The 20,224-nt window shown below is 67.6% G+C and carries 21 protein-coding genes and 1 pseudogene; 4 read left to right on the top strand and 18 right to left on the bottom strand.

Annotated features, from left to right (window positions below; genetic code table 11):
- Nucleotides 1–7 precede the first annotated feature (7 nt).
- The gene (locus Q0672_RS08960; RefSeq protein WP_298621664.1) at nt 8–2,011 is read left to right on the top strand and encodes an acyl CoA:acetate/3-ketoacid CoA transferase; all 2,004 of its coding nucleotides are present in this window, start codon (nt 8–10) and stop codon (nt 2,009–2,011) included.
- A 12-nt stretch (nt 2,012–2,023) separates the two neighbouring features.
- Here Q0672_RS08960 and Q0672_RS08955 read toward each other — a convergent pair whose 3' ends face one another.
- The 13 genes from Q0672_RS08955 to flgB all read right to left on the bottom strand — a co-directional run bounded on the left by Q0672_RS08955 (nt 2,024) and on the right by flgB (nt 14,722).
- Nucleotides 2,024–2,329: a PilZ domain-containing protein gene (locus Q0672_RS08955; protein ID WP_298621663.1), complete on the bottom strand. Its 306-nt coding sequence runs from the start codon at nt 2,327–2,329 to the stop codon at nt 2,024–2,026.
- Between the two features lie 150 nt (nt 2,330–2,479).
- Nucleotides 2,480–2,944 carry a hypothetical protein gene (locus Q0672_RS08950; RefSeq protein WP_153159934.1) on the bottom strand — a complete coding sequence of 155 codons (465 nt, stop codon included), beginning with the start codon at nt 2,942–2,944 and terminating at the stop codon, nt 2,480–2,482.
- Between the two features lie 8 nt (nt 2,945–2,952).
- Entirely contained in the window at nt 2,953–4,131 is a 1,179-nt protein-coding gene (gene flgL, locus Q0672_RS08945; protein WP_298621662.1) for a flagellar hook-associated protein FlgL, read from the bottom strand.
- A gap of 17 nt (nt 4,132–4,148) precedes the next feature.
- The gene (gene flgK / locus Q0672_RS08940) at nt 4,149–6,479 is read right to left on the bottom strand and encodes a flagellar hook-associated protein FlgK (protein ID WP_298621661.1); all 2,331 of its coding nucleotides are present in this window, start codon (nt 6,477–6,479) and stop codon (nt 4,149–4,151) included.
- 82 nt (nt 6,480–6,561) lie between these two features.
- A complete protein-coding gene (gene flgJ, locus Q0672_RS08935; protein WP_298621660.1) occupies nt 6,562–7,533 on the bottom strand; it encodes a flagellar assembly peptidoglycan hydrolase FlgJ in 972 nt (323 codons plus the stop codon).
- 1 nt (nt 7,534) lies between these two features.
- Complete coding sequence (locus Q0672_RS08930) at nt 7,535–8,683, bottom strand: flagellar basal body P-ring protein FlgI (RefSeq protein ID WP_298621659.1); 1,149 nt, start codon at nt 8,681–8,683, stop codon at nt 7,535–7,537.
- 11 nt (nt 8,684–8,694) lie between these two features.
- Nucleotides 8,695–9,372 (bottom strand): flagellar basal body L-ring protein FlgH, encoded by a 678-nt coding sequence (locus Q0672_RS08925; RefSeq protein ID WP_153160228.1) that lies wholly within the window; start codon nt 9,370–9,372, stop codon nt 8,695–8,697.
- A gap of 25 nt (nt 9,373–9,397) precedes the next feature.
- Nucleotides 9,398–10,180 (bottom strand): flagellar basal-body rod protein FlgG, encoded by a 783-nt coding sequence (gene flgG, locus Q0672_RS08920; protein ID WP_153159929.1) that lies wholly within the window; start codon nt 10,178–10,180, stop codon nt 9,398–9,400.
- 285 nt (nt 10,181–10,465) lie between these two features.
- On the bottom strand, nt 10,466–11,206 hold the full coding sequence (gene flgF / locus Q0672_RS08915; protein WP_298621658.1) for a flagellar basal-body rod protein FlgF: 741 nt from the start codon (nt 11,204–11,206) through the stop codon (nt 10,466–10,468).
- 19 nt (nt 11,207–11,225) lie between these two features.
- Nucleotides 11,226–13,178 carry a flagellar hook protein FlgE gene (locus tag Q0672_RS08910; RefSeq protein WP_298621657.1) on the bottom strand — a complete coding sequence of 651 codons (1,953 nt, stop codon included), beginning with the start codon at nt 13,176–13,178 and terminating at the stop codon, nt 11,226–11,228.
- Nucleotides 13,179–13,191: 13 nt separating this feature from the next.
- The gene (locus Q0672_RS08905) at nt 13,192–13,872 is read right to left on the bottom strand and encodes a flagellar hook assembly protein FlgD (protein ID WP_298621656.1); all 681 of its coding nucleotides are present in this window, start codon (nt 13,870–13,872) and stop codon (nt 13,192–13,194) included.
- Between the two features lie 24 nt (nt 13,873–13,896).
- The gene (gene flgC / locus Q0672_RS08900; RefSeq protein ID WP_153159925.1) at nt 13,897–14,307 is read right to left on the bottom strand and encodes a flagellar basal body rod protein FlgC; all 411 of its coding nucleotides are present in this window, start codon (nt 14,305–14,307) and stop codon (nt 13,897–13,899) included.
- A gap of 10 nt (nt 14,308–14,317) precedes the next feature.
- Nucleotides 14,318–14,722 (bottom strand): flagellar basal body rod protein FlgB, encoded by a 405-nt coding sequence (gene flgB / locus Q0672_RS08895; RefSeq protein ID WP_284188331.1) that lies wholly within the window; start codon nt 14,720–14,722, stop codon nt 14,318–14,320.
- A 337-nt stretch (nt 14,723–15,059) separates the two neighbouring features.
- Between flgB and flgA the strand changes: the two genes are divergently transcribed.
- The 3 genes from flgA (at nt 15,060) to Q0672_RS08880 (ending at nt 16,632) form a co-directional block, all read left to right on the top strand.
- A complete protein-coding gene (flgA, locus tag Q0672_RS08890) occupies nt 15,060–15,746 on the top strand; it encodes a flagellar basal body P-ring formation chaperone FlgA (RefSeq protein ID WP_298621655.1) in 687 nt (228 codons plus the stop codon).
- Nucleotides 15,747–15,837: 91 nt separating this feature from the next.
- Entirely contained in the window at nt 15,838–16,149 is a 312-nt protein-coding gene (flgM, locus tag Q0672_RS08885) for a flagellar biosynthesis anti-sigma factor FlgM (RefSeq protein WP_153159923.1), read from the top strand.
- A 6-nt stretch (nt 16,150–16,155) separates the two neighbouring features.
- The gene (locus Q0672_RS08880; protein ID WP_298621654.1) at nt 16,156–16,632 is read left to right on the top strand and encodes a flagella synthesis protein FlgN; all 477 of its coding nucleotides are present in this window, start codon (nt 16,156–16,158) and stop codon (nt 16,630–16,632) included.
- Between the two features lie 99 nt (nt 16,633–16,731).
- On the opposite strand, the gene motD is transcribed toward Q0672_RS08880, so the two are convergent.
- From motD to flhF, 5 genes and pseudogenes are all read right to left on the bottom strand, one after another.
- Nucleotides 16,732–17,592, bottom strand: coding sequence for a flagellar motor protein MotD (gene motD / locus Q0672_RS08875; protein WP_298621653.1), 861 nt, complete (start codon nt 17,590–17,592; stop codon nt 16,732–16,734).
- Between the two features lie 3 nt (nt 17,593–17,595).
- Nucleotides 17,596–18,336, bottom strand: a complete 741-nt coding sequence (locus tag Q0672_RS08870; RefSeq protein WP_298621652.1) for a flagellar motor protein — start codon at nt 18,334–18,336, stop codon at nt 17,596–17,598.
- Between the two features lie 20 nt (nt 18,337–18,356).
- A complete protein-coding gene (locus Q0672_RS08865) occupies nt 18,357–19,130 on the bottom strand; it encodes an RNA polymerase sigma factor FliA (RefSeq protein WP_284188334.1) in 774 nt (257 codons plus the stop codon).
- 119 nt (nt 19,131–19,249) lie between these two features.
- Nucleotides 19,250–20,035 (bottom strand): flagellar FleN, encoded by a 786-nt coding sequence (locus Q0672_RS08860; protein ID WP_153159918.1) that lies wholly within the window; start codon nt 20,033–20,035, stop codon nt 19,250–19,252.
- 1 nt (nt 20,036) lies between these two features.
- Nucleotides 20,037–20,224, bottom strand: a pseudogene (flhF, locus tag Q0672_RS08855) (flagellar biosynthesis protein FlhF); the annotation flags it as partial.

The following is a 20,224-nucleotide window of genomic DNA, read 5'->3' as shown; positions in this document are numbered from 1 at the left end:
AGTCACCATGAACACCAGCCAGAACCCCGTCACCACCGCGCTACCCACCGCCGGCAACGGCAAGATCGTCTCGGCCCGCGAAGCCGTGCGCCTGATCCGCGACGGAGACACCGTCGCCACCGGCGGCTTCGTCGGCATCGGCTTTCCCGAGAACATCGCCGTCGCCCTCGAGGAATACTTCCTCGAGACCGAAGGCGAGGACATGCACGGCCTCGGCGCCCCCCGCAACCTCACGCTGGTGTACGCCGCCGGCCAGGGCGACGGCAAGGACCGCGGCCTCAACCACCTGGGCCACGACGGCCTCGTCGCCCGCGTCATCGGCGGCCACTGGGGCCTCGTGCCGCGCCTGCAGCAGCTGGCCGTGGCGAGCCGCATCGAAGCCTACAACCTGCCCCAGGGCGTGATCACCCACCTGTTCCGCGACATCGCCGCCGGCAAGCCCGGCACCCTCACCCGGGTGGGCCTGGGCACCTTCGTCGATCCGCGCTTCGGCGGCGGCAAGCTCAACGAGCGCACCACCACCGACATCGTCCGGCTGATGGAGATCGACGGCGAGGAATACCTGTTCTACAAGGCCTTCCCGATCCACGTGGGGATCATCCGCGGCACCACCGCCGACGCCGACGGCAACATCACGATGGAGAAGGAGGCCCTCACCCTCGAGGCCCAGGCCATCGCGATGGCCGCGCATAACTCGGGCGGCATCGTCATCGCCCAGGTGGAGCGCATCGCCGAGCGCGGCAGCCTCAACCCGCGGCAGGTAAAGATTCCCGGCATCTTCGTGAACTGCGTGGTGGTGGCCGAGAAGCCCGAATACCACATGCAGACCTTCATCGAATCCTACAGCCCGGCCTTCGCCGGCGAGCTGCGGGTGCCCATGTCGGCGGTGGCGCCGATGGAGATGAGCGAGCGCAAGATCATCGCCCGCCGCGCAGCGCTGGAGCTGCGTGCCAACGCGGTGGTGAACCTGGGCATCGGGATGCCCGAGGGGCTCGCCGCGGTGGCCGCCGAAGAGAAGGTGACCGACCTCATCACCATGACCGCAGAACCGGGCGTGATCGGCGGCGTGCCGGCTGGCGGGCTCAACTTCGGCGCCGCCATCAATCCCCAGGCGATCATCGACCAGCCCAGCCAGTTCGACTTCTACGACGGCGGCGGGCTGGACATGGCCTTCCTGGGGCTCGCCCAGGCCGACCGCGAGGGCAACCTCAACGTGTCGCGCTTCGGGCCGCGGCTGGCCGGCGCCGGCGGCTTCATCAACATCAGCCAGAACGCCAAGAAGGTGGTCTTCGTGGGCACCTTCACCGCGGGCAACCTGAAGGTGGCCATCGAGGCCGGCAAGCTCATCATCGAGAACGACGGCTCGGCCTCGAAGTTCGTCGAGCAGGTGGAACACCGCACCTTCAGCGGCCCCGAGGCCAACCGGCGCGGCACGCCGGTGCTCTACATCACCGAGCGCTGCGTGTTCCGGCTGGGGCCGGACGGGCTGGTGCTCGCCGAGGTGGCGCCGGGCATCGACATCGAGCGCGACATCCTCGCCCGGATGGATTTCCGCCCGCAGATCCCGGCCGAGCCGGCGCTGATGGACCCCCGCATCTTTGCCGACGGGCCGATGCACCTGCGCCCGGATCTGCTGGAGATGCCGCTGGACGAGCGGCTCTCCTACGACCCGGCCGGGCAGCTGTTCTTCGTGAATTTCGAGGGGCTCAACCTGCGCACCAGCGCCGACATCGAACGCATCCGCGTGGCGGTGGAAGGGCGACTGGCGGCGATTGGCCACAAGGTGGCGGCGGTGGTCAATTACGACCGCTTCAGCATTGCGCCGGAAGTGGTGGATGAGTACGCGGCGATGGTCAAGGCGCTGGTCGAACGCCACTACACGCAGGTCACCCGCTACACCTCGAGCACCTTCCTGCGCCTGCAACTGGCCGGGGCTTTCGACCGCACCGCGACGCCGGGCCAGCTTTACGCCGATGCCGGCGCGGCCCACGCGGGGCTGCGCCAGCGCTGACCCGACCGGGCGCTACTTGATGATGTCGACGATCTCGACACCCATCTCGTAGAGCCCGGCCTGTTCCAGACCGTGGCAGCGACGCACGCGCACCCGCGCGTGCAGCGGCTGGAACGGGCCACCCATGTCGGGCGGCAGCACCGCGATCTCGAAGACTTCGTCCATCTGGGGCACGTGGGTGGACCGGATGGTCAGGCCGCCGACGCTGAGGTCGACGCAGGTGCCGACAACGGCCTGCGAGGAATGGGGGAGCTTGATGCCCACCTTGCAGCCCAGGGGGATGCGGCGATCCCGGCGGCGTTCGGTCATGCGGTCCATGTGCGCTTTCGATTGGTTGTGCCTGCGATGGGCGCACCTTACGGAAGTCCTACCGGCGTCGCAAGGTTCAGAGACGCTTGCAGGCGGCAGCGCGAAACCGGCACAGATGAATCAAACTGAAAAAACGATAGGTACAGATGCGCGCCCGGCTCAGGGCGCCGAATTGGCCACGTCCCGGGGTGGCACCAGCCGCACCAACCGCACCTCGCCATAGGCCACGCGCTGGGCGAAGGGCCGGCCACTCTCGATGCCCATCTGCCACCGCACCACCTCGTAGGCGCCAAAGCCCGGCTGGCCCGCCAGCTGCGCCGCCCGGCGGGCGAACACCTGACGCGCCTCGCCGCCGCCGCCGCTGTGCATCGCCTTGTGGCGCAGGGCCATGATGTAGTGGTCGTCGGACTGGCGGGATTCCTCGATCGTCCAGTTGGGCGCGAAGGGGTCGCTGACGATGTACACGGCCGCCGCCGCGGCGCCGAAGGGTGCCTTCAGGAAGCCGGCATCCTGCACCAGCAGCGCTGCCGCGGGGACGAGGCCCCACTCCTTGGCCGGCATGTTCTCGCACCCGGCCAGGAGCGCGGCGAGGGCCAGGGCGATAACGGGCGTGCGGCGCGTCATCACATCAACTACAGATAGTTGAACAGCGACAGGTTGCTGACCTTCAGGAAGCTCTGCTGAGCGGCTTCGAGGAAGGTCTTCTGCTGGGTGAGGTTGCTCACCGCCTCGGCGTAATCCACGTCCTCGAGCCGGGACAGGGCCTGGTTGTACTGGAGATCGAGGTCGCTGCCGATGTTCTGCTGGGTTTCCACTTCGACCATCCGCGAGCCGACGCCGGACTGGACCCGCGAGATGTTGTCCTGGGTCGCATCCATGCTGGCGATGGCCTGCCTGTTGCCGAAGGCGATGGCCGACGCGTTGCCCGACTTGAGCGAGGTGACGAAGTTGCCCAGCACGTCGAAGGCGCTGGCCACGGTGGAGACGTTGAAGCTGTCGCCCGCCGCCGGCGCGCCGTCGAGGCTGAGGGTGACGCCGCCGAAGCTGAGGGTGGTGCTGGTGCCGCTCGTCGAGGAGGTGACGGGCACGGTGGCGCCGGTGGTGGCATCGACCACCGAATAGGCCGGGCCGGAAGCGACGTTCACAGCGTAGGCGTGGCCGTTGTAGCTGCCCGCCAGCGACAGGCCCGACACCAGCGCCGAGCCGGTGTTGGCGGCGCTCGACAGCGCAAAGCCCGAGCCCGGCGAGGCGTGGATGGCGTTGAAGATGTCGTCGCCGGAGGTGGTGATCGGGAGCTCCCGCGAGGCGGAGATCTGCAGCGTGCGCGCGCCCTGGTCGCCCTGGTACTGGACGCCGGCAGCGAGCGAGCCGGAGAACGGCAGGCTGTTGCTGCGATAGCCGCCGAACACGTAGTCGCCGGCCGAATCCTGGCTGTTGGCAACCCCGAGCAAGGCATCGAACTGCTGGGCCACGTCTTCGCCGATGGCGGCGTGCTCCCTGGCGGAGTAGGTGCCGTTGCCCGCCTCGACCGCGCGGGTGCGCACGTAGGTGACGATGTCGGTGGCGGCCATCAGCTTGCTGTCCACCAGCTTGAGGGCGTCGCCCGCATAACCCTGGTTGCTGGTGTAGAGCGCATTGACGCTCTTCGACTGGGAGACTTCCAGCGCCCGCGCCGAGGCGACCGGGTCGTCCGACGGGCGCAGGATGCGCCGGCCGGTGGAGACCTGCTGCTGGGTGTCGAGGAGCTGGGCGCTCTGCCGTTGCATCTGCGCGACGCCCGTGTCGTAGATCATGCCCGTGGTGACTCGCATGATGATGTTCCTTCAGGTTATTGGCCGAGGGCCAGCACTTGGTCGAAGAGCTTGGAGGCAACGCTCATCACCTTGCTCGCGGCCTGGTATGCCTGCTGATAACGGATCAGATTGGCCGCTTCTTCATCGAGATTTACCCCAACAAGGGATTGCTGCGCACTCGAGGCCTGCTGGACCAGACTTTCCTGGGCGTCGCGATTGACACCGAGCTCCCGCGCCTTGTTGCCCACGGCGCTCACCAGCTGGGAATACACCGACTGGAAGGTGGCCGAGGGCTGGCCGGAGGCGGACAGCAGGGTCTTGGCGGTCTGCAGGTTGCCCAGCAGCACGGCGTTGCGGCTGTCGGAGACGCCGGCGGTGTTGGCGCCGATGTTGAAGCGGTCATTCACGGACGGGGCACCGGACACGGTGAAGGACACTTCGGACACGAAATCGGTGCCGCTCATGTGGCCGAGGGCGATGCTCATCCCGCTGCTGTAGGGCACCGGCGAGCCGACGGTCTGGGTGCCGTTGAGCGGGGTGTAGGCGACGGCCATTCCGGGGGGCAGGTTGCTCACCGTGAGCATGCCGCTGCTGTTGTAGCTGAGGGTGGTGTAGCCGGCCTTGAGGGCGGTGAGGTTGGTGGTGTCGGACACCACCGGGGCGCTGATGGAAGCCGTCCCCTTGTTGGGCGTGCCGCCCCGCAGCAGGAAGCTGTCGCCCGCCGCCGGGGTGCCGGTGAAGGAGAACGAGACGTCCTGCTGGTTGGTGGTGGCGCCGGTGGCGTGCCACAGGCCGACGGTCATCCCGGGGGTGTAGGGGATGCTGGACAGGGTGCTGGGGCCGACGACGGTGCCGCTGGCGTCGGTGTAGCTGACCTTCATCCCGCTCGGCAGGCCGGAGATCGACAGGGTGTCGGGGCTGGCGCTGAAGCTGAACACGGTGTTGGCGGCCGCGAGGCTGGCGAACTTGTCCGAGCTGAGCACGGCGGGCGCGCTGATCGAGGCGGTCGCGCTGCTGCCGATGGTGCTGAGCAGGCCTTCGGAGCCGGCGCTGCTGCTGATCGGCGCGGCGGCGGCGATCATGCGGGTGTCGGTGATCGCGACGCCGAAGGTGCCGGCCACGTAGCGGGTCGGCTGGATCAGGAAGCTGTCGCCCACGTTGGACGAGGTCGGCTTGTCGATCCTGAGGCCGACGCCGGTGTCGGTGGGGATCGTGGCGCCGTCGGAGACGCGGGTCAGCTTGTAGTTGCCGACGGTGTCGGTGAAGGTGATGCGGTAGTCGTCGCCAGTGAGCTTGGAGATGTCGTCGTAGTGCACGTCGTCCTTGCTGAAGGCGGTGGAGGCCAGCGCGTTGCGGGTGACGTAGATGTCCGGCTGGGTGAAGAAGTCGGTGCCGAGGTTGCCGTTGAGATCCTGCCCGAGGGCGTGCTGGGCGTTGAAGGCGGTGGCCATGCCCACGGCGATCAGGCCGAGCTGGTTCTGGGCCGCGTCGAGGGACGAGGTGCGCATCGACAGCAGGCCGCCGAGCTTGCCGCCGCCGAGCAGGCTCTCGGGGATCGGGATGGCGCTGCCATTGGACGCGATGATGTTCACGTCGAGCCGGGTCGGATCGGACAGCGAGGGCCGGGCGTCGAGGTTGGTGGCGTTGGTGCCGATCACCAGCGGCTGGCCGGTGCCGATGAACACCGACATGGAGCCATCGTCGGCGACGTTGGTGGACACGCGGACCAGCTTGTTGAGCTCGCTGATGAGCAGGTCGCGGGTGTCGAGCAGATCGTTGGCGGGCTGGTTGGAGCCGGCCTGCTGGGCGATGATGATCTTGTTGTTGATCTCGGCGATGTCCTTGGCGTAGCTGCTGATGGCGCCGACGGTCTCGTCGATCTGGCTTTCCACACCGGAGCGCACGTCGTCGAGGCGCTCGGACAGGTTGTGGAAGCGCGCCACGAGGCTCTGGGACGTGGAGATCATCGACTGGCGGGCCGGCACGCTGGCCGGGTTGGCGGCCACTTCCTGCACGCCACTGAAGAACGACTGGATCGCCGGGGTGAGGCCCACGGTGGCGTCGGCCAGCATGTTGTCGATCTGGCTGATCTCGGTGTTGTACGTGTCGTACTCGCTGAACTTGGTGTCGGCGGACAGCACCTGGTTGGTCAGGAAGGCGCTGTAGGCGCGCTTGACCGTATCGACCTTGGTCCCTTCGCCGAAGAAGCCGGCGCCGGTGAACATCGCCGGGTTGGTGCTCTGGACGGTGTTCTGGCGGCTGTAGCCGGAGGTGCCGGCGTTGGAGATGTTGTGACTGGTCGTGACCAGGCCCGCCTGGGCGGCGTTGAGTCCGGTGAGGCCAATGCTGAAGATGCTGCTGCCCATGATCCGCGTCCTTGCGTCGGTGGTGTCTGCTCCAACCTATGCAAAAACTCTGCCAGTTTTGAAACCGGCAGCGCGGGCGCGGTCAGGCCGACGGGCTTGCGCTGCTCGAGAGGGCCACGCGCAGGGTGTTGCCGTTGATGATCCGGGCCAGCTTGTCGGCGTAGTGCGGATCGGTGGCGTAGCCGGCGGCCTGCAGGCCGCGGGCGAAGGCGGTGGCGTCGCTCTGCCCGACCACCGCGGCGTAGCGCGGGTTGTTGCGGATCAGGTTGGCGTAGTCGCGGAAGGAATCCGCGTAGCTGCCGTAGGCCCTGAAGCGGGCGTTCTCGCGGGTCGCGGCGCCATTGACGTATTCGGTGGTGGCGGTGCTCACCGTGTCGCCGGACCAGCTACGGCTAGTCTTGATGTTGAAGAGGTTGTGGCTGGGCGTGCCGTCGGCGTTCTTCAGCTCGAACTTGCCCCAGCCGGTTTCCAGCGCGGCCTGGGCCACCAGGAATCGGGCCGGGATGCCGGTAGCGCGGCTGGCCTCGACGGCCTGGGGCCACACCTTCTCGACGAAGGCCCGCGGGCCGGCGCCGGCCGGCATGTTGGGGAGCATCGGGACGGCAGTTGCCGCAGCCGAAGCTGCCGCTCCGGCAGTTTTTGCCGCCTGGTTTGCCGTGCCGGTAGCGGACGGCGACACGGCGCCATCGAAGCCACGACGGATCGCCGCATCCAGCGGCACCGGGCCGTCGGGCAGCTTCACCTCGGCCTTGCCGGCATTGAGCTGGCGCTCGATCACCTTGGCGAGGCCGATGCCGCCGGCGCGGGTGGACAGCTGCATCGACATCTGCTGGTCGAGCAGCGACTGGTACATGCGCGTCTCGTCGCTGTCGAACATGCTGCCCTTGGGGGTCGCGTCGCGCATCGACTTGAGCATCTGCTGGACGAACAGCGCCTCGAACTGGCGGGCGGCTTCCTTGGTCGCCTCGGGCGAACTCTCCTTCGACAGCCGGCGCAGGCCGCCCAGGGTGTTCGGGTCGAGGGCGTTGATCTGGCTGAAATCGGAGGCGGCCACGTCAGATCACCTCAAGCTCGGCGCGCAGCGCGCCGCTGGCCTTCATGGCCTGGAGGATGGCGATGAGCTCCAGGGGGTTGGCGCCCACGGCGTTGAGGGCCTTCACCACGTCGGCGAGGTTGGTGCCGCCCTTGATGTTGAAGATGTTGCCACCTTCCTGCTTGATGTCCACGCCGCCCTTGTTGGTGACCGCCGTCTGCCCGCCGGAGAAGGCGCCGGGCTGGCTGACCTGCTGCTCGTTGGTGATGGTGACGGTGAGGCTGCCGTGAGAAACCGCGCAGTTCTGCAGGGCGACCTTCTGGTTCATCACCACCGAGCCGGTGCGGGAGTTGATGATGACCTTGGCGGCCTGGATGGCGGGGGTCACGTCGAGGTTCTCAAGCTTGCCCAGGAAGGCCACCCGCTGGTTGATGTCGTCCGGCGCGCGCACCTGGATCTGCCGGCCATCTACCGCCTGGGCGCTGCCGGGGGCGACGGCGTTGATCGCGTCGACCACCTTCTGGGCGGTGCCGAAATCGGTGTTGTTGAGCTCGACGAAGACCGAGTCGCCCTGCCCGACCGGGCTGGCGACGGCCCGCTCGACGGTGGCGCCACTGGGGATGCGCCCGGCGGAGAGGTGATTGACGGTGACCTTGCCGCCAGACGGCGCGGCGCCGCCGGCACCGCTCACCGCCAGGCTGCCCTGGGCCATGGCGTACACCTGACCGTCGGCGCCCTTGAGGGGTGTCATCAGCAGGGTGCCGCCCTTGAGCGAGCGGGCGTTGCCCATGGACGACACCGTCACATCGATCTGCTGGCCGGGCCGGGCATAGGGCGGCAGGCTGGCGGTGACCATCACCGCGGCCACGTTCTTGAGCTGCAGCGACTGGCCCGGCGGCAGGGTGACGCCCAGGTTGCCGAGCATGTTGATGATGCTCTGCACGGTGAAAGGGGTCTGGGTGGTCTGGTCGCCGGAGCCATCCAGACCCACCACCAGGCCGTAGCCGATCAGCTGGTTCTGGCGCACCCCGCCGATGGAGGCGAGATCCTTCAGGCGCTCGGCCTCGGCCGACGGGCTGCCCAGCAGGCAGAAGGCGGCGAGCAGCCCGAGCACGCAGCGGGACAGCGGGCGGGTGACGGTGAGGATTCGGCGGGCGGTACGGCGTGACATGACGGCGGTCCTCAGAACGGCATGGCGGTGAGGAAGAAGCGCTGCATCCAGCCCATGGTCTGGACTTCGTCCAGATAGCCGTTGGCGCGGTATTCGACGCGGGCGTCGGCCACCTGGGTGGATTGCACGGTGTTGGCGCCGGTCACATAGACCGGATTGACGACCCCGGAGAAGCGGATGAACTCGTTGCCCTGATTGACGGCGATCTGCTTCTCGCCGGAGACGAGCAGGTTGCCGTTGGGCAGCACCTCGATCACCGTGGTAGTGATGGTGCCGGTGAAGGTGTTGTTGGCCGCGGCGTCGCCCTTGCCGCCGAACTTGGTGGCGTCGGAGGCGGTGGCGTCGAGGCCGGCGAGGCCCTTGAGCGGCAACTTGTCCATCGCCGAGATCGACGCGGAGAGGCTGGCGCTGCGCTCGGCGGCGGTGGAGGATTTCTTGCTGGCGGCGGTGGATTCGACCAGATTGACGGTGATCACGTCGCCGATGAAGCGGGCGCGGCGATCCTCGAACAGCGGCCGCGAGAAGTTGGGCTGGAAGATCGCGCCTGGCTGGGACGCCAGCGCCGTGCGGGGCTCGGGGCGCACGCTCATGGGCTGATGCACGGCGGTGGGCGGCGTGGCCTGGAGGGCGGCGCAGCCGGCCAGGGCGGCCGCGGCCAGCACCGGAACAAGTTGCCGGACGGTCTTCATCATCATCGTTCTCCGCGCGCCGCGATTACAGCGAGGTGAGCTTGCCGAGCATGGCGTCGGACGTGGACACGGCCTTCGAGTTGATCTCGTAGGCGCGCTGGGTCTGGATCATCAGCACCAGCTCTTCGGCCACATTGACGTTGGAGGTTTCCACGTAGGTCTGGTTGAGCACGCCGACGCCGTTGGTGCCCGGGGTGTTGGGGTTGGGCGTGCCGCTGGCGGCGGTTTCGAGATAGAGGTTCTCGCCCATGCTCTGCAGGCCGCCGGGGTTAACAAAGCCCGCCAGCTGGATGTTGCCGATCTGGGAGGGCGCGGCCTGGTTGGGCAGCGTCACCGACACCACGCCGTCCTTGCCGATGGTGACCGACAGGGCGTTGGCGGGGATGGTGATCGCGGGCTGCAGCGGGTAGCCGCTGGAGGTGACGATCTGGCCGTTGGCGTCCTTCTGGAAGGCGCCGTCGCGGGTGTAGGCGGTGGTGCCATCGGGCAGCAGGATCTGGAAGAAGCCGTCGCCCTGCACCGCCACGTCGAGGGCGTTGCCGGTCTGGGTGAGGTTGCCCTGGGTGTGGATGCGCTCGGTGGCGATGGGGCGCGCGCCGGTGCCGATCTGCAGGCCGGAGGGGATCGTCGTCTGCTGGGTGGACTGGGCGCCCGGCTGGCGCAGGTTCTGGTAGAGCAGATCCTCGAACACCGCCCGGGAGCGCTTGAAGCCGTTGGTGGCCACGTTGGCCAGGTTGTTGGAGATGACGTCGAGCTGCGTCTGCTGGGCGTCGAGACCGGTTCGGGCAATCCAGAGGGCGCGGATCATCGTGGGCTCCTGTACTTCGGACGTCGCCGGTGGGGGCGACAGGGTTGGCCGCTTCAATGCGGCAGGGTCATCCTATCCTTTGCAAGTCCTGTTCCAGCCCCGGAGAAGGTGGTGAAAAGGCTGTCAATTCAGGGGGAAAGCACGATCCGGCAAGAATCCGCGCACACCACCGGCAGCCGGCCCGGAAAATCTTGCCGGGGGGCGGCAGCGCCGCCGAAATGAAAACGCCTGCCGGTGATCCGGCAGGCGCTGGGATGGAAGGATGGCTCAGCCGGCGCGGGCCGGTCAGCTCTTGGCGACGAGCTGACCGGCGGAGCGGTCCATTTCCTGGGCGGTGGACAGCATCTTGGTCTGCATCTCGTACTGGCGGGCCAGGGAGATCATCGAAACCATCTGCTCGACCACATTGACGTTGCTGCCTTCGAGATAGCCCGAGGCGACGCGCACGGCCGGGTCGGCCGGGGCGGCGGCGCCGTTGGCGGTGCGGAAAAAGCCGTCGCCGCCGCGCTTGAGATCGACCTCCGGCGGATTGACGAGCTTGAGCTGGTCCACCGCGCTGGTGCTGTTGCGGGCACCGGTGCGCGGCACCGTGGAGATGGTGCCGTCGGAGCCGATCGCCACTTCGACGTCGGGGGGCACGGTGATCGGGCCACCGGAGCCCAGCACCGGCAGGCCGCCGCGGGTCTGCAGGATGCCGTTGGCGCTCACTTCGAAGTTGCCGTTGCGGGTGTAGCCCTCGGTGCCGTCGGGCATCTGCACCGCAAACCAGCCCTTGCCCTGGATCGCCATGTCCAGGTTGCGGTTGGTGTGCTGGAGCGGGCCGGGGGTGAAGTCGTCGGCGACGCTGGCGTCGGCCACGAAGGCACGGGTGGGCATCGGGGCGTTCTGCACCTGTACCGCGCGCAGCTTGTGGAGCTCGGTCTTGAAGCCGGTGCTGGTGGCGTTGGCCAGGTTGTGGGCGACGGCCGCCTCCTGCCCCATGGTGGCGGAGGCGCCGGTCATTGCGGTGTAGATCAGGCGGTCCATGGCGGGCTCCCCGGGTTAATCAGCGCAGGTTCACCAGGGTCTGCAGCACCTGGTCCTGGGTCTTGATGGACTGGGCGTTGGCCTGATAGGCGCGCTGCTGGGTGATCATGTTGACCAGCTCGGAGGTAAGATCCACATTGGACTCTTCGATAGCAGCGGACTGGAGCACGCCCAGGGTGCCGGTGCCCGGCGCCGCACCGGCGCCGTCGACCGCACCGGCTTCCGGCGTCCATTGCCACTGGTTGCCACCCACCGACACCAGGCCGTTGGGGTTGCGGAAGTTGGTCAGCAGCACCTGGCCCATCGTTCGGGACTGGCCGTTGCTGAAGTTGCCGAGGATGGTGCCGTCGGATTCGACGGTGAGGCCCGACAGGGAGCCCGGCTTGTAGCCGTTCTGGCTCAGCTTGGCGACGCCGAAGCTGTTGCCGAACTGGGTGGAGTTGGTCAGATCGACGGTGACGGTGAGCGCCTTGGTCGCGCCGGTGGTCACGGTGTAGGAGGTGGAAATCGTCTTGGGCGTGAGCAGGCCACCGTTGGAGTCGAAGCTGACGGTGGTGGGGCTGTGCAGGCCGGTGGCCGGGTCGATCTCGGGCGGGAAGCCGCCATCCAGGCTGGTGTAGACATCCCACTTGTTGGCCTGGGCCGTCTTCACGAAGTAAAGCGACTGGGTGTGCGGGTTGCCCAGGGAGTCGTACACCGTCTGGGACGTGGTGCTGGTGTAGCTGGCCGGGTCGGTGATGCTGAAGCCACCGGTGTTGGCGGTGGCGGCAAAGGTGGGGATGCCGAGGGTGGTGCCGGCGAGCGTGCCGGAGCCGTCGGACACGACGATCTTGGACGTGCCGCCGGCCGTGGCCGAGCTGAAGGTGATGGAGTCGGAGGGGTTGGTGCCGACGACGACCTTGCCCCGGAGGCCGGAGGAGCCCGCGCCGGTTGCATCCACCGCAGCCTGCAGCGCGGTGGCCAGAACGGCCGCCGTGGCGTAGGTGCCGGCCGGCACGGAGACGGCAACCGCCGAACCACCATCGACCGCGATGTTCATGACCGACGCCGGAATGGTGAGCGGATAAGCAGGGACGACCGTGCCCGTGAGGCTGGCGTAGGTGGCGTTGCTGCCGCTCACCGACATGATGGCGGTCGCGGTCGGCGCGAGGTTCAGCTGCATGGCGGCGTTGCCGCTCACGTCCAGGCTGGAGAGTCGGCCGCCGTGGGTCGAGTTGAGGGTGATGATGCCGCTGCTGTCGCTGGACGCGGTGACCCGGCCCTTGAGGGTGGTCTGGTCGATGGCGGTCTGGATTGCGGCGACCAGCGAGCTGGTGTCGGTGTAGGTGCTGGCGGCGATCTTGGCCGTGGCGGTGGTCTCGCCGTCGACGGTGATCGTCAGGTCGTTGTTGGCGGCGGTGAAGCTCAGCGGCGCGGACGACGAGACGGGCGTGCTCGTGCCCTTCAGGAGCGCCTGGGTCAGGGACTTGGGCGACGCAGAGCGGGAATCCAGATTGACGGTGTAGCCCGCGTCGGTGGTGGCTTTCGGATCGGCATCGCCGAAGCTCAGCTGGATATCGCCGCCCACACCGGAGGGGAGGCCCTTGGCGTCGTAGGTGTTGCCGGTGAGGCGCAGGCCGCTGGAGTTGACCACGTAGCCTTCCTTGTCCACGTGAAACTGACCATTGCGGCTGTAGGTGATCGTGCCCGCGTCGCTCATCCGGAAGAAGCCGGCGCCATTGACCGCCAGATCGAGCGTGTTGCTGCTGGTGGAGATGTTGCCCTGGGTGAATTGCTGGGACACCTTGTTCACCGACGCGCCGATACCCACCTGGGTGGCGCTGCCGGCCGACAGCGACGCAGCGAAGACGTCCGCAAACTGGGCCGAGGCTTCCTTGAAGCCGACGGTGCCCGAGTTGGACACGTTGTTGCTGATGGCGTCGAGGGCCTTGGAAGCGATGGAAAGACCGCTCAAACCTTGCTGGAATGCCATTTTCTGTCTCCGCTTAGAGAATCTGCTTGATGTCGGCGAGGCTCACCAGACCGCTGCCCACGTCGAGGGACACGCTGCCGCTGCTGGTACGCAGGACGCTGTTCACCGTGGAGATCTGGAGCACGACGGGCTTCAGGGTGGTGTCACCCCGGGTCGCGGCCACGCTGATGGTGTAGTTGCCGCTGGCAGCCTGGGCGCCATTGGTGGAGAGGCCATCCCACGCAAAGTTGTGCACGCCGGCGTCCGCGTCGCCAAGCTCGAGCTTGCGTACTTCGAGGCCGTTGGCATCCTTGATCGTGACCGTCACCTTGTCGGCCGCGCTGTCGAGCTCGAAGCCGCCGTAGGTCTTGCTGCCGCTGGTGAGGCTGAGGTTGTTGCCGGCTACCATCACGCCCTTGCCGACCAGCGCCGCGGCCTGCAGCACCTCGCCCGACTGGCTGTTCTGGAGCATCGAGGCGAGGGTGGTGTTGAGCTTGTCGAGACCATTGACGGTCTCGATCTGGGCCATCTGCGAGGTCATCTGGGCGTTGTCGACGGGGTTGAGCGGGTCCTGGTTCTTGAGCTGCTCGGTGAGCAGCTTGAGGAAGCGGCTCTGGGCTGCGTCGGTCTTGGACGCGGATGAGCTGGAACCCTTCTGCAGCGCGGCGATGACGTCGGCGGATGTCGTGGAACCGGTGGAATTGACGGTGCTCATGATTGTTCAGCTTTCGGTGTCTGGTTACTGGCCGATGGCGAGGGTCTTTTCCATCAGGCTCTTGGCCGTGCCCATCATGTCGGCGTTGGTCTGATAGGCGCGGGACGCGGAGATCATGTTGGTCATCTCCTCGACCACATTCACGTTGGGCATCGTCACGTAGCCCTCGGGATTGGCGGCGGGGTTCTTCGGGTCGTACACCATGCGCATCGGGGCGGCGCTCTCGACCACCTGGGTCACCCGCACGCCCTGGGCGGCCACGCCGGCACCGGGCATCGGGGTGGCGGCAAAAACCACCTGCTTGGCCTTGTAGGGCTGGCCGTCGGCACCCACCACGCTGTCGGCGTTGGCCAGGTTGCTGGCGGTGGTGTTGAGGCGCATCGACTGGGCATGGAGCGCCGAACCGGCCACCTGGAAGACGTTGAGCATGCTCATGGCGATCTCCTTACTGGCCCTGGACGGCCATCTGCATGGAGCGCAGCAGGCCGTTGATGAAGGTCACGCTGGCCTGGTACTGCACCGAGTTCTCGGCAAAGGCGGCGCGTTCGGTGTCCATATTGACCGTGTTGCCATCCACCGCGCCCTGCTCTTCGGTGCGGTACTTGAGGCTGGCTTCCAGCGGGCTGGCGGCGCCGCCGGCGATATGGCGCTTGGCGGTGGTCTTGAGGGGCAGGCCGCTGGTCGCGCCGCCGAGGGCACCCGCCAGGGCTTCGCGGAAATCCACGTCACGGGCCTTGAAGTTGGGCGTGTCGGCGTTGGCGATGTTGGAGGCGATCACCTGCTGGCGGTAAGCACGGGCGTTCAGTGCGGTCTGGTGGAAGCGCAGCGTTTCGTCCAGTCGGTTCGTCATCTCTGCCAAGTCCTCAAGTTTGTCGCCGTGTCCGCCGTAAGTTTTTGCAGACTGGCTGGCAGCTACACCTTTGCAGCTTCCGTGCCAGTCATCTTATGAGCCGCCCGGCCCCGTCGATGGGCCGAACAGGCGGCAATTCGCGCCCCAATTCCCATCCCTGGCTCCGGGTTTTGCCTCCCTGCCCCTGCCGCAGCGGCAAAGTTTGCCGGCACCTGCCGCCCCGCCGGCACACCTGCCGGCCTGCCCGAATAAGGCCGGGAAAGCGTCTCTGTTTCTGCCGCCGGAGCAGGCGCCCACATGTTCCAATGGCGCCATCGACTTTCTCCACGCCCGCGCCGTGACCCGCCTGATTCCCCTCCTCCTCGTGCTGCTCTGCCTCGCCACGCCGGCCTTCGCCCGCCAGGACGCCGCGCCGGTGCGCGCCGAGGTGGGCCGCTTCCTGGCCACGCAGACCCGCAGCCTGTCGGGCGAGGTGAGCATTCAGGTGGGCGAGTTCAGCGCCGACAACCAGCTTGCGCCCTGCCTGCAGCTCGAAGCCTTCCTGCCGCCCAACGGCCGGGCCTGGGGGCGGATCTCGGTGGGCGTGCGCTGTCTGGCGCCAGTGAGCTGGTCGGCGTGGGTGCCGGCCGACGTGCGCGTGAAGGGCCCTTACGTGGTCACCAACGGGCCGCTGGCTGCCGGCCAGATCGTCAGCCCGGGCGACCTGCGCGTCGAATCGGGCGAACTCACCGCGATGGCCGCCGACGTGATCACCGACCCGACCCAGGCCATCGGCCAGGCGGCGCGGATCAGCCTCGGCGCGGGGCGTCCGCTGACCGCCAGCCACCTGCGCCAGCAGCCGGCGGTAATGCAGGGCCAGCCGGTCAAGGTCGTCTCCGGCGGTGCCGGATTCCAGGTGGCCAACGACGGCGTGGCCCTCAGTTCGGCCGCCAACGGCCAGGCCGCCCAGGTGCGCCTGTCGAACGGGCAGGTCGTGCGGGGCATCGCCCGCAGCGGAGGCGTAGTCGAAATCACGCTGCCATGAAACCGCACCCATCCCGAAGGACTCCAATGGGTTAAAGTTTCATCTCCACGAGTCGTATACCCAGTCGACTTATGGATGAAAGGGCAATGCCGTGAAGATCGATAACTCTGTCAAAGCGACCAGCAATCTGCCGTCCGGCGAAGGCCGCGCACGTGCTGCCAAGGAATCACCGAAGACTCAGGATTCCGCGGGTGGCGAACGGGTCGAACTGTCGTCCCTCTCTGCACGCCTGCAGCAGATGGAAGAAACCATCGCCAACACCCCCGTGGTGGATAGCGCGAAGGTGGACGAGATCAAACAGGCGATGAGCGAAGGGCGCTTCAAGGTGGACACCGAAAAGGTGGCCGACGGCCTCATCGACAGCGTGCGTCAGATGCTGAACGCACAAACCGCCAAGGCGTAAGCGGGCATGGCCGTCGATCCCGGCTTCCACGCTCGCCTTGCCCAGCTCATCCAGGACGAGCGCCGCGGCATGCGCGGCTTCGTCGCCCTGCTTGAGCGGGAAGAGGCCTTGCTGGTGCACAGCCAGATTGACGCACTCGCTCTGCTTGCCGAAGAAAAGACCGCGCTCTACCGCGCCCTCCAGCGCCTGTCCGACGACCGGGTGGTGATGTTTGCCCGCCTCGGCGCGAAGGTCACGAACGAGAACATCCGCATCGTGCTCGCCAGCAATCCCGAGGCCCTCACTGCCTGGGAAGACGTGGTTGCCCTGGCCGAAGAAGCCAAGGAACGCAACCGGGTCAATGGCCAGCTGATCACCCAGCGCCTGCAGAACAACCAGCAGGCCCTCACGACCCTCCTCGCCGCCGCGGAACACCCGCAGATCTACGGCCCGGACGGTCAGTCCCGCCCCACTGCCGGCAGCCGCCACTTCGGTTCGGTCTGATCCGCCCGGCGGATCGTCTTCAGCAATTTCATCCAGCCTCGGGTTTGATCGCCGCCCGGCGTTGTTGCGTCCAGGCGCGGCAAGACGCGGAGCCTAGCCCTACTGCGCCGGCTGGGGCTTTGCTTCGGCCTCGGGCGCAACCGGCACCGGCGGTGCCGCATCGGATGGCAGGATCGAATCGGCGATGCCGGACGCCCTCACCTTCGGCTGCACCTCAGGCTCGACCACCCGCGATTCGATCAGGATCGTCACCCGCCGGTTGCGGGCCCGCCCCTCGGGCGTGAGGTTGTCGGCCACCGGACGCTGGTCGCCGTATCCGGCAGCCGTCAGCCGCGCTGGCCGTACGCCGCTTTCCACAAACAGTCGCACCACGCTCGACGCCCGCACGGCCGAGAGCTCCCAGTTGGAGGGGAAAGCCGCGGTGGCGATGGGAATCGTATCGGTGTGACCTTCGACGGTGATCGGAAACTCAGCCGGCGCCACCACCTGCCCCACCGCCCGCAGGGCCGTGACGGCATCGCGACCGAGCTGGGCCTCGCCGGGGTTGAACAGCACGCTGGCGTTGATCTCGACGGTGATGCCGAAGGCGCCCTCGGTCACCCGCACCTGGCCATCGGCCACCAGTGGGGCGAGCACCTTGCGGATCTCCTCGGCCATGTTCTTGACCCGCTCGGCCTTGGCCTTGCGCGCCTCTTCCACTTCGGGGCTGGGCGGCGGACTGCTTGGGCGGATCGACGGAATCGGGGCGGACGACATCTGGGCGTTGTTGGACTGCACGCCGAGCTTGCGGAAGGCGTTCACCACCGAATCGGACATGATCCGGTACTTGCCCTCGTTGATGGACGAGAGCGAATACATCACCACGAAGAAGGCAAACAGCAGGGTGATGAAGTCGGCGTAGGAGACGAGCCAGCGCTCGTGGTTCTCGTGCTCGTCCTCGTGCTTGCGGCGCCGCGCCATGGCCTACCCCGCGTAGCCCTTGAGGCGGCTCTCGATGATGCGCGGGTTGTCGCCGTTGGCAATGCCGACCAGGCCATCCACCAGCATCTCGCGCATTGAGGTGAGGGTGCCGATCACGCCGAGCAGCTTCTTCGAGACAGGCAGGAAGATCAGGTTGGCCGAGCCGACGCCGTAGATGGTCGCCACAAAGGCCACCGCGATGCCGGAGCCGAGCTTGGAGGGATCCGAGAGGTTTTCCATCACGTGGATGAGGCCCATCACCGCGCCCAGGATGCCGATGGTCGGCGCGTAGCCGCCGGCGGCTTCCCAGATCTTGGCGCCCAGCTTCATCTGGCCTTCCCAGGTGTCGATCTCGACCTCGAGCACCTCGCGCAGGCGATCGGGTTCGACGCCATCCACCAGCAGCTGAAGGCCCTTCTGGATGAACGGATCGTCGATGGCGGGGATCTGGCTTTCGAGGGCCAGCAGGCCTTCCTTGCGGGCCACGTTGCTCCAGCGGACCACCTCGGCGATCAGCGCATCGTGATCCAGCCTGGGCGGCACGAAGACCCAGCGGACCATCTGCATGCCCAGCCGGAAGACCTTGAGCGAGCTTTGCAGCATCACCGCGCCGAGGGTGCCGCCGATGACGATGAGGAAGGCCGTCGGCTGGATCAACGAGCCGACGTGACCACCCTCGAGCACCTGCCCGACGAGGATCGCGGCCAGCGCGAGGGTGATGCCGATCAGGCTGATGCTGTCCATGGAAACGCCCCGGGCCCGGTTCAGCCGGCGGCCGGGCGACGGCCGCGGCCGCGGCCCTCACCCTTGGCCTTGGGCGCCGTCTGGATCGCGCCGGAGATGCGCGAGCGCAGGCGGGCGATGGCCTGGCTGTGGAGCTGGCACACGCGGGATTCGGAGACGCCGAGCACCTCGCCGATTTCCCGCAGGTTCATGTCCTGTTCGTAGTAGAGGCCCATCACGGTCTTCTCCCGCTCGGGCAGGTCGTCGATGGCCTTGATCAGCACGTCGCGCATGTTGCTGTCGAGGAGCAGCGTGAGCGGGTCATTGCCCTCGAGGGTGATGTGGCGTTCGAGGTAGTCGTCGTCGCCCTCGCCGCTGAAATCCTCGAAGTACACCAGCTGGTAGCCACGAGCCTCCTGCAGCATGTGCTGGTATTCGGCCAGGGGCACGCCAAGGGAATCGGCCAGCTCGGCCTCGGTCGGATGCCGCCCGTTGGCCTGTTCGAGCTGATGCACCGCCGCCTCGATGCGCCGCATGTCCCGGCGCAGGCTGCGCGGCAGCCAGTCGTTCTCGCGCAGGCCGTCGAGCATCGAGCCGCGGATGCGCTGCACCGCGTAGGTCTCGAACTGCGCGCCGAGGCCTTCTTCGTAGCGGTTGATGGCGTCGAGCAGGCCCAGCATGCCGTTCTGGATGATGTCTTCCACCTGCACGCTGGCCGGCAGCTTGGCCATCAGGTGATAGGCAATGCGCTTGACCAGCGGCGCGTACTGGACGACGAGTTGCTCTTTATCGAGGGTGCCGGAAGCGGTGTACATCTTTCGTCTGCTTTCTGGTCGGGTTTTGGAGTCGCGCGGCGCTCACACTACTCATCGGCAACGATAGGCTTTCATGCAGCCGACGACACAAGATTTCACAATTTCACTTTTTGCCGATTTCAACCAGCCACGCCGGCCTGGGACGACCAGGCGCGCAGACGGCGGATGAAGGCCTGGGCACCCTCGGCCGGATGACGGGCACCGAGGGGCGTGGTCATGGCGTCGGCCAGGGGGTCGCGCTCCACCTCGCCGCGCCACACCAGGGGCAGCCCCACGTGACGGGCGGTGAAGTCGTTGAGGCTGGCGAAGAGCGCGGTGGCGTCGGCCCGGTCGCGGGCGCCGCTGACGGCGATCTCCAGTGATCCGGCGCCGGCAGCGGCGAGGCCCTTGATCCACTGGCAGGCACCGCGAGCACCCACACCGCTCGCCTCCACCACCAGCAGGCGACGGCCGGCAGCGCGGGCGAAGGGAGTGAGGCTGCGCACGTCGCCGACGGTGTGGATCGCCAGCAGGTCGGCACGGCGCTGGAGTTCGGCGATGCCGGCTTCGAGGCGGGCGTGCTGGGTTTCGTCGAGGAGCGGCACGGCCAGCACGGTGGCGGCAGCGGGCACGACCCACAGCCCGTCGGCCACTTCGCGCATGGTCTCGGTCACGTCGTGCTGCCCTTGCAGGGCGCCCAGCAGGTCGCCGCCGTCGGGGTAGCCGAAGGCCGCCAGCAGGGAGCCGCGGTCGGGCGCGTGTTCGTCGATGGCCACCACCCGGCGGGCCCCTTCGGTGAGGGCGGTGAGGGTCTGGACAGCCAGGTCCCGCGGCGAGCGGCCCGAGGTGAACAAGGCCACCACGGCCGACGGGGTGCGGCGGAACAGGCGGCGAAGGCCGGCGGCCTGATCGGAGGCGTGCAGCATCTCAAAGCCCTCCGCGCAGCTGGGCCACCCCGGTCTGCCCCGCGTTGGCCATCATCAGGCCGGCTTCGAGGGGGTCGAGCCGAAAGGGCGAGTTGGCCGGCAGTTCGCGCAGCGCCTGATCGAGGAGCGCGTCCCGGTCGGGCAGGTGGAGGTCTTCCGGCACCCGCTGGCCGTTGGCGACGTAATACA

The organism is uncultured Zoogloea sp. (assembly GCF_937894855.1).
In the GTDB taxonomy this organism is placed as follows: Bacteria; Pseudomonadota; Gammaproteobacteria; order Burkholderiales; family Rhodocyclaceae; genus Zoogloea; species Zoogloea oryzae.
The sequence above is the reverse complement of the archived record's forward strand: the minus strand, read 5'-3'. Positions and strand labels throughout refer to the sequence as shown.

Bases quoted from the DNA above. Each gene is read 5' to 3' on its own strand.
- Q0672_RS08960 (WP_298621664.1), top strand. From the start codon at position 8: ATGAACACCAGCCAGAACCCCGTCACCACCGCGCTACCCACCGCCGGC.
- Q0672_RS08955 (WP_298621663.1), bottom strand. From the start codon at position 2,329: ATGGACCGCATGACCGAACGCCGCCGGGATCGCCGCATCCCCCTGGGC.
- Q0672_RS08950 (WP_153159934.1), bottom strand. From the start codon at position 2,944: ATGACGCGCCGCACGCCCGTTATCGCCCTGGCCCTCGCCGCGCTCCTG.
- flgL (WP_298621662.1), bottom strand. From the start codon at position 4,131: ATGCGAGTCACCACGGGCATGATCTACGACACGGGCGTCGCGCAGATG.
- flgK (WP_298621661.1), bottom strand. From the start codon at position 6,479: ATGGGCAGCAGCATCTTCAGCATTGGCCTCACCGGACTCAACGCCGCC.
- Q0672_RS08930 (WP_298621659.1), bottom strand. From the start codon at position 8,683: ATGTCACGCCGTACCGCCCGCCGAATCCTCACCGTCACCCGCCCGCTG.
- Q0672_RS08925 (WP_153160228.1), bottom strand. From the start codon at position 9,372: ATGAAGACCGTCCGGCAACTTGTTCCGGTGCTGGCCGCGGCCGCCCTG.
- flgG (WP_153159929.1), bottom strand. From the start codon at position 10,180: ATGATCCGCGCCCTCTGGATTGCCCGAACCGGTCTCGACGCCCAGCAG.
- flgF (WP_298621658.1), bottom strand. From the start codon at position 11,206: ATGGACCGCCTGATCTACACCGCAATGACCGGCGCCTCCGCCACCATG.
- Q0672_RS08910 (WP_298621657.1), bottom strand. From the start codon at position 13,178: ATGGCATTCCAGCAAGGTTTGAGCGGTCTTTCCATCGCTTCCAAGGCC.
- Q0672_RS08905 (WP_298621656.1), bottom strand. From the start codon at position 13,872: ATGAGCACCGTCAATTCCACCGGTTCCACGACATCCGCCGACGTCATC.
- flgC (WP_153159925.1), bottom strand. From the start codon at position 14,307: ATGAGCATGCTCAACGTCTTCCAGGTGGCCGGTTCGGCGCTCCATGCC.
- flgB (WP_284188331.1), bottom strand. From the start codon at position 14,722: ATGACGAACCGACTGGACGAAACGCTGCGCTTCCACCAGACCGCACTG.
- Q0672_RS08880 (WP_298621654.1), top strand. From the start codon at position 16,156: ATGGCCGTCGATCCCGGCTTCCACGCTCGCCTTGCCCAGCTCATCCAG.
- motD (WP_298621653.1), bottom strand. From the start codon at position 17,592: ATGGCGCGGCGCCGCAAGCACGAGGACGAGCACGAGAACCACGAGCGC.
- Q0672_RS08870 (WP_298621652.1), bottom strand. From the start codon at position 18,336: ATGGACAGCATCAGCCTGATCGGCATCACCCTCGCGCTGGCCGCGATC.
- Q0672_RS08865 (WP_284188334.1), bottom strand. From the start codon at position 19,130: ATGTACACCGCTTCCGGCACCCTCGATAAAGAGCAACTCGTCGTCCAG.
- Q0672_RS08860 (WP_153159918.1), bottom strand. From the start codon at position 20,035: ATGCTGCACGCCTCCGATCAGGCCGCCGGCCTTCGCCGCCTGTTCCGC.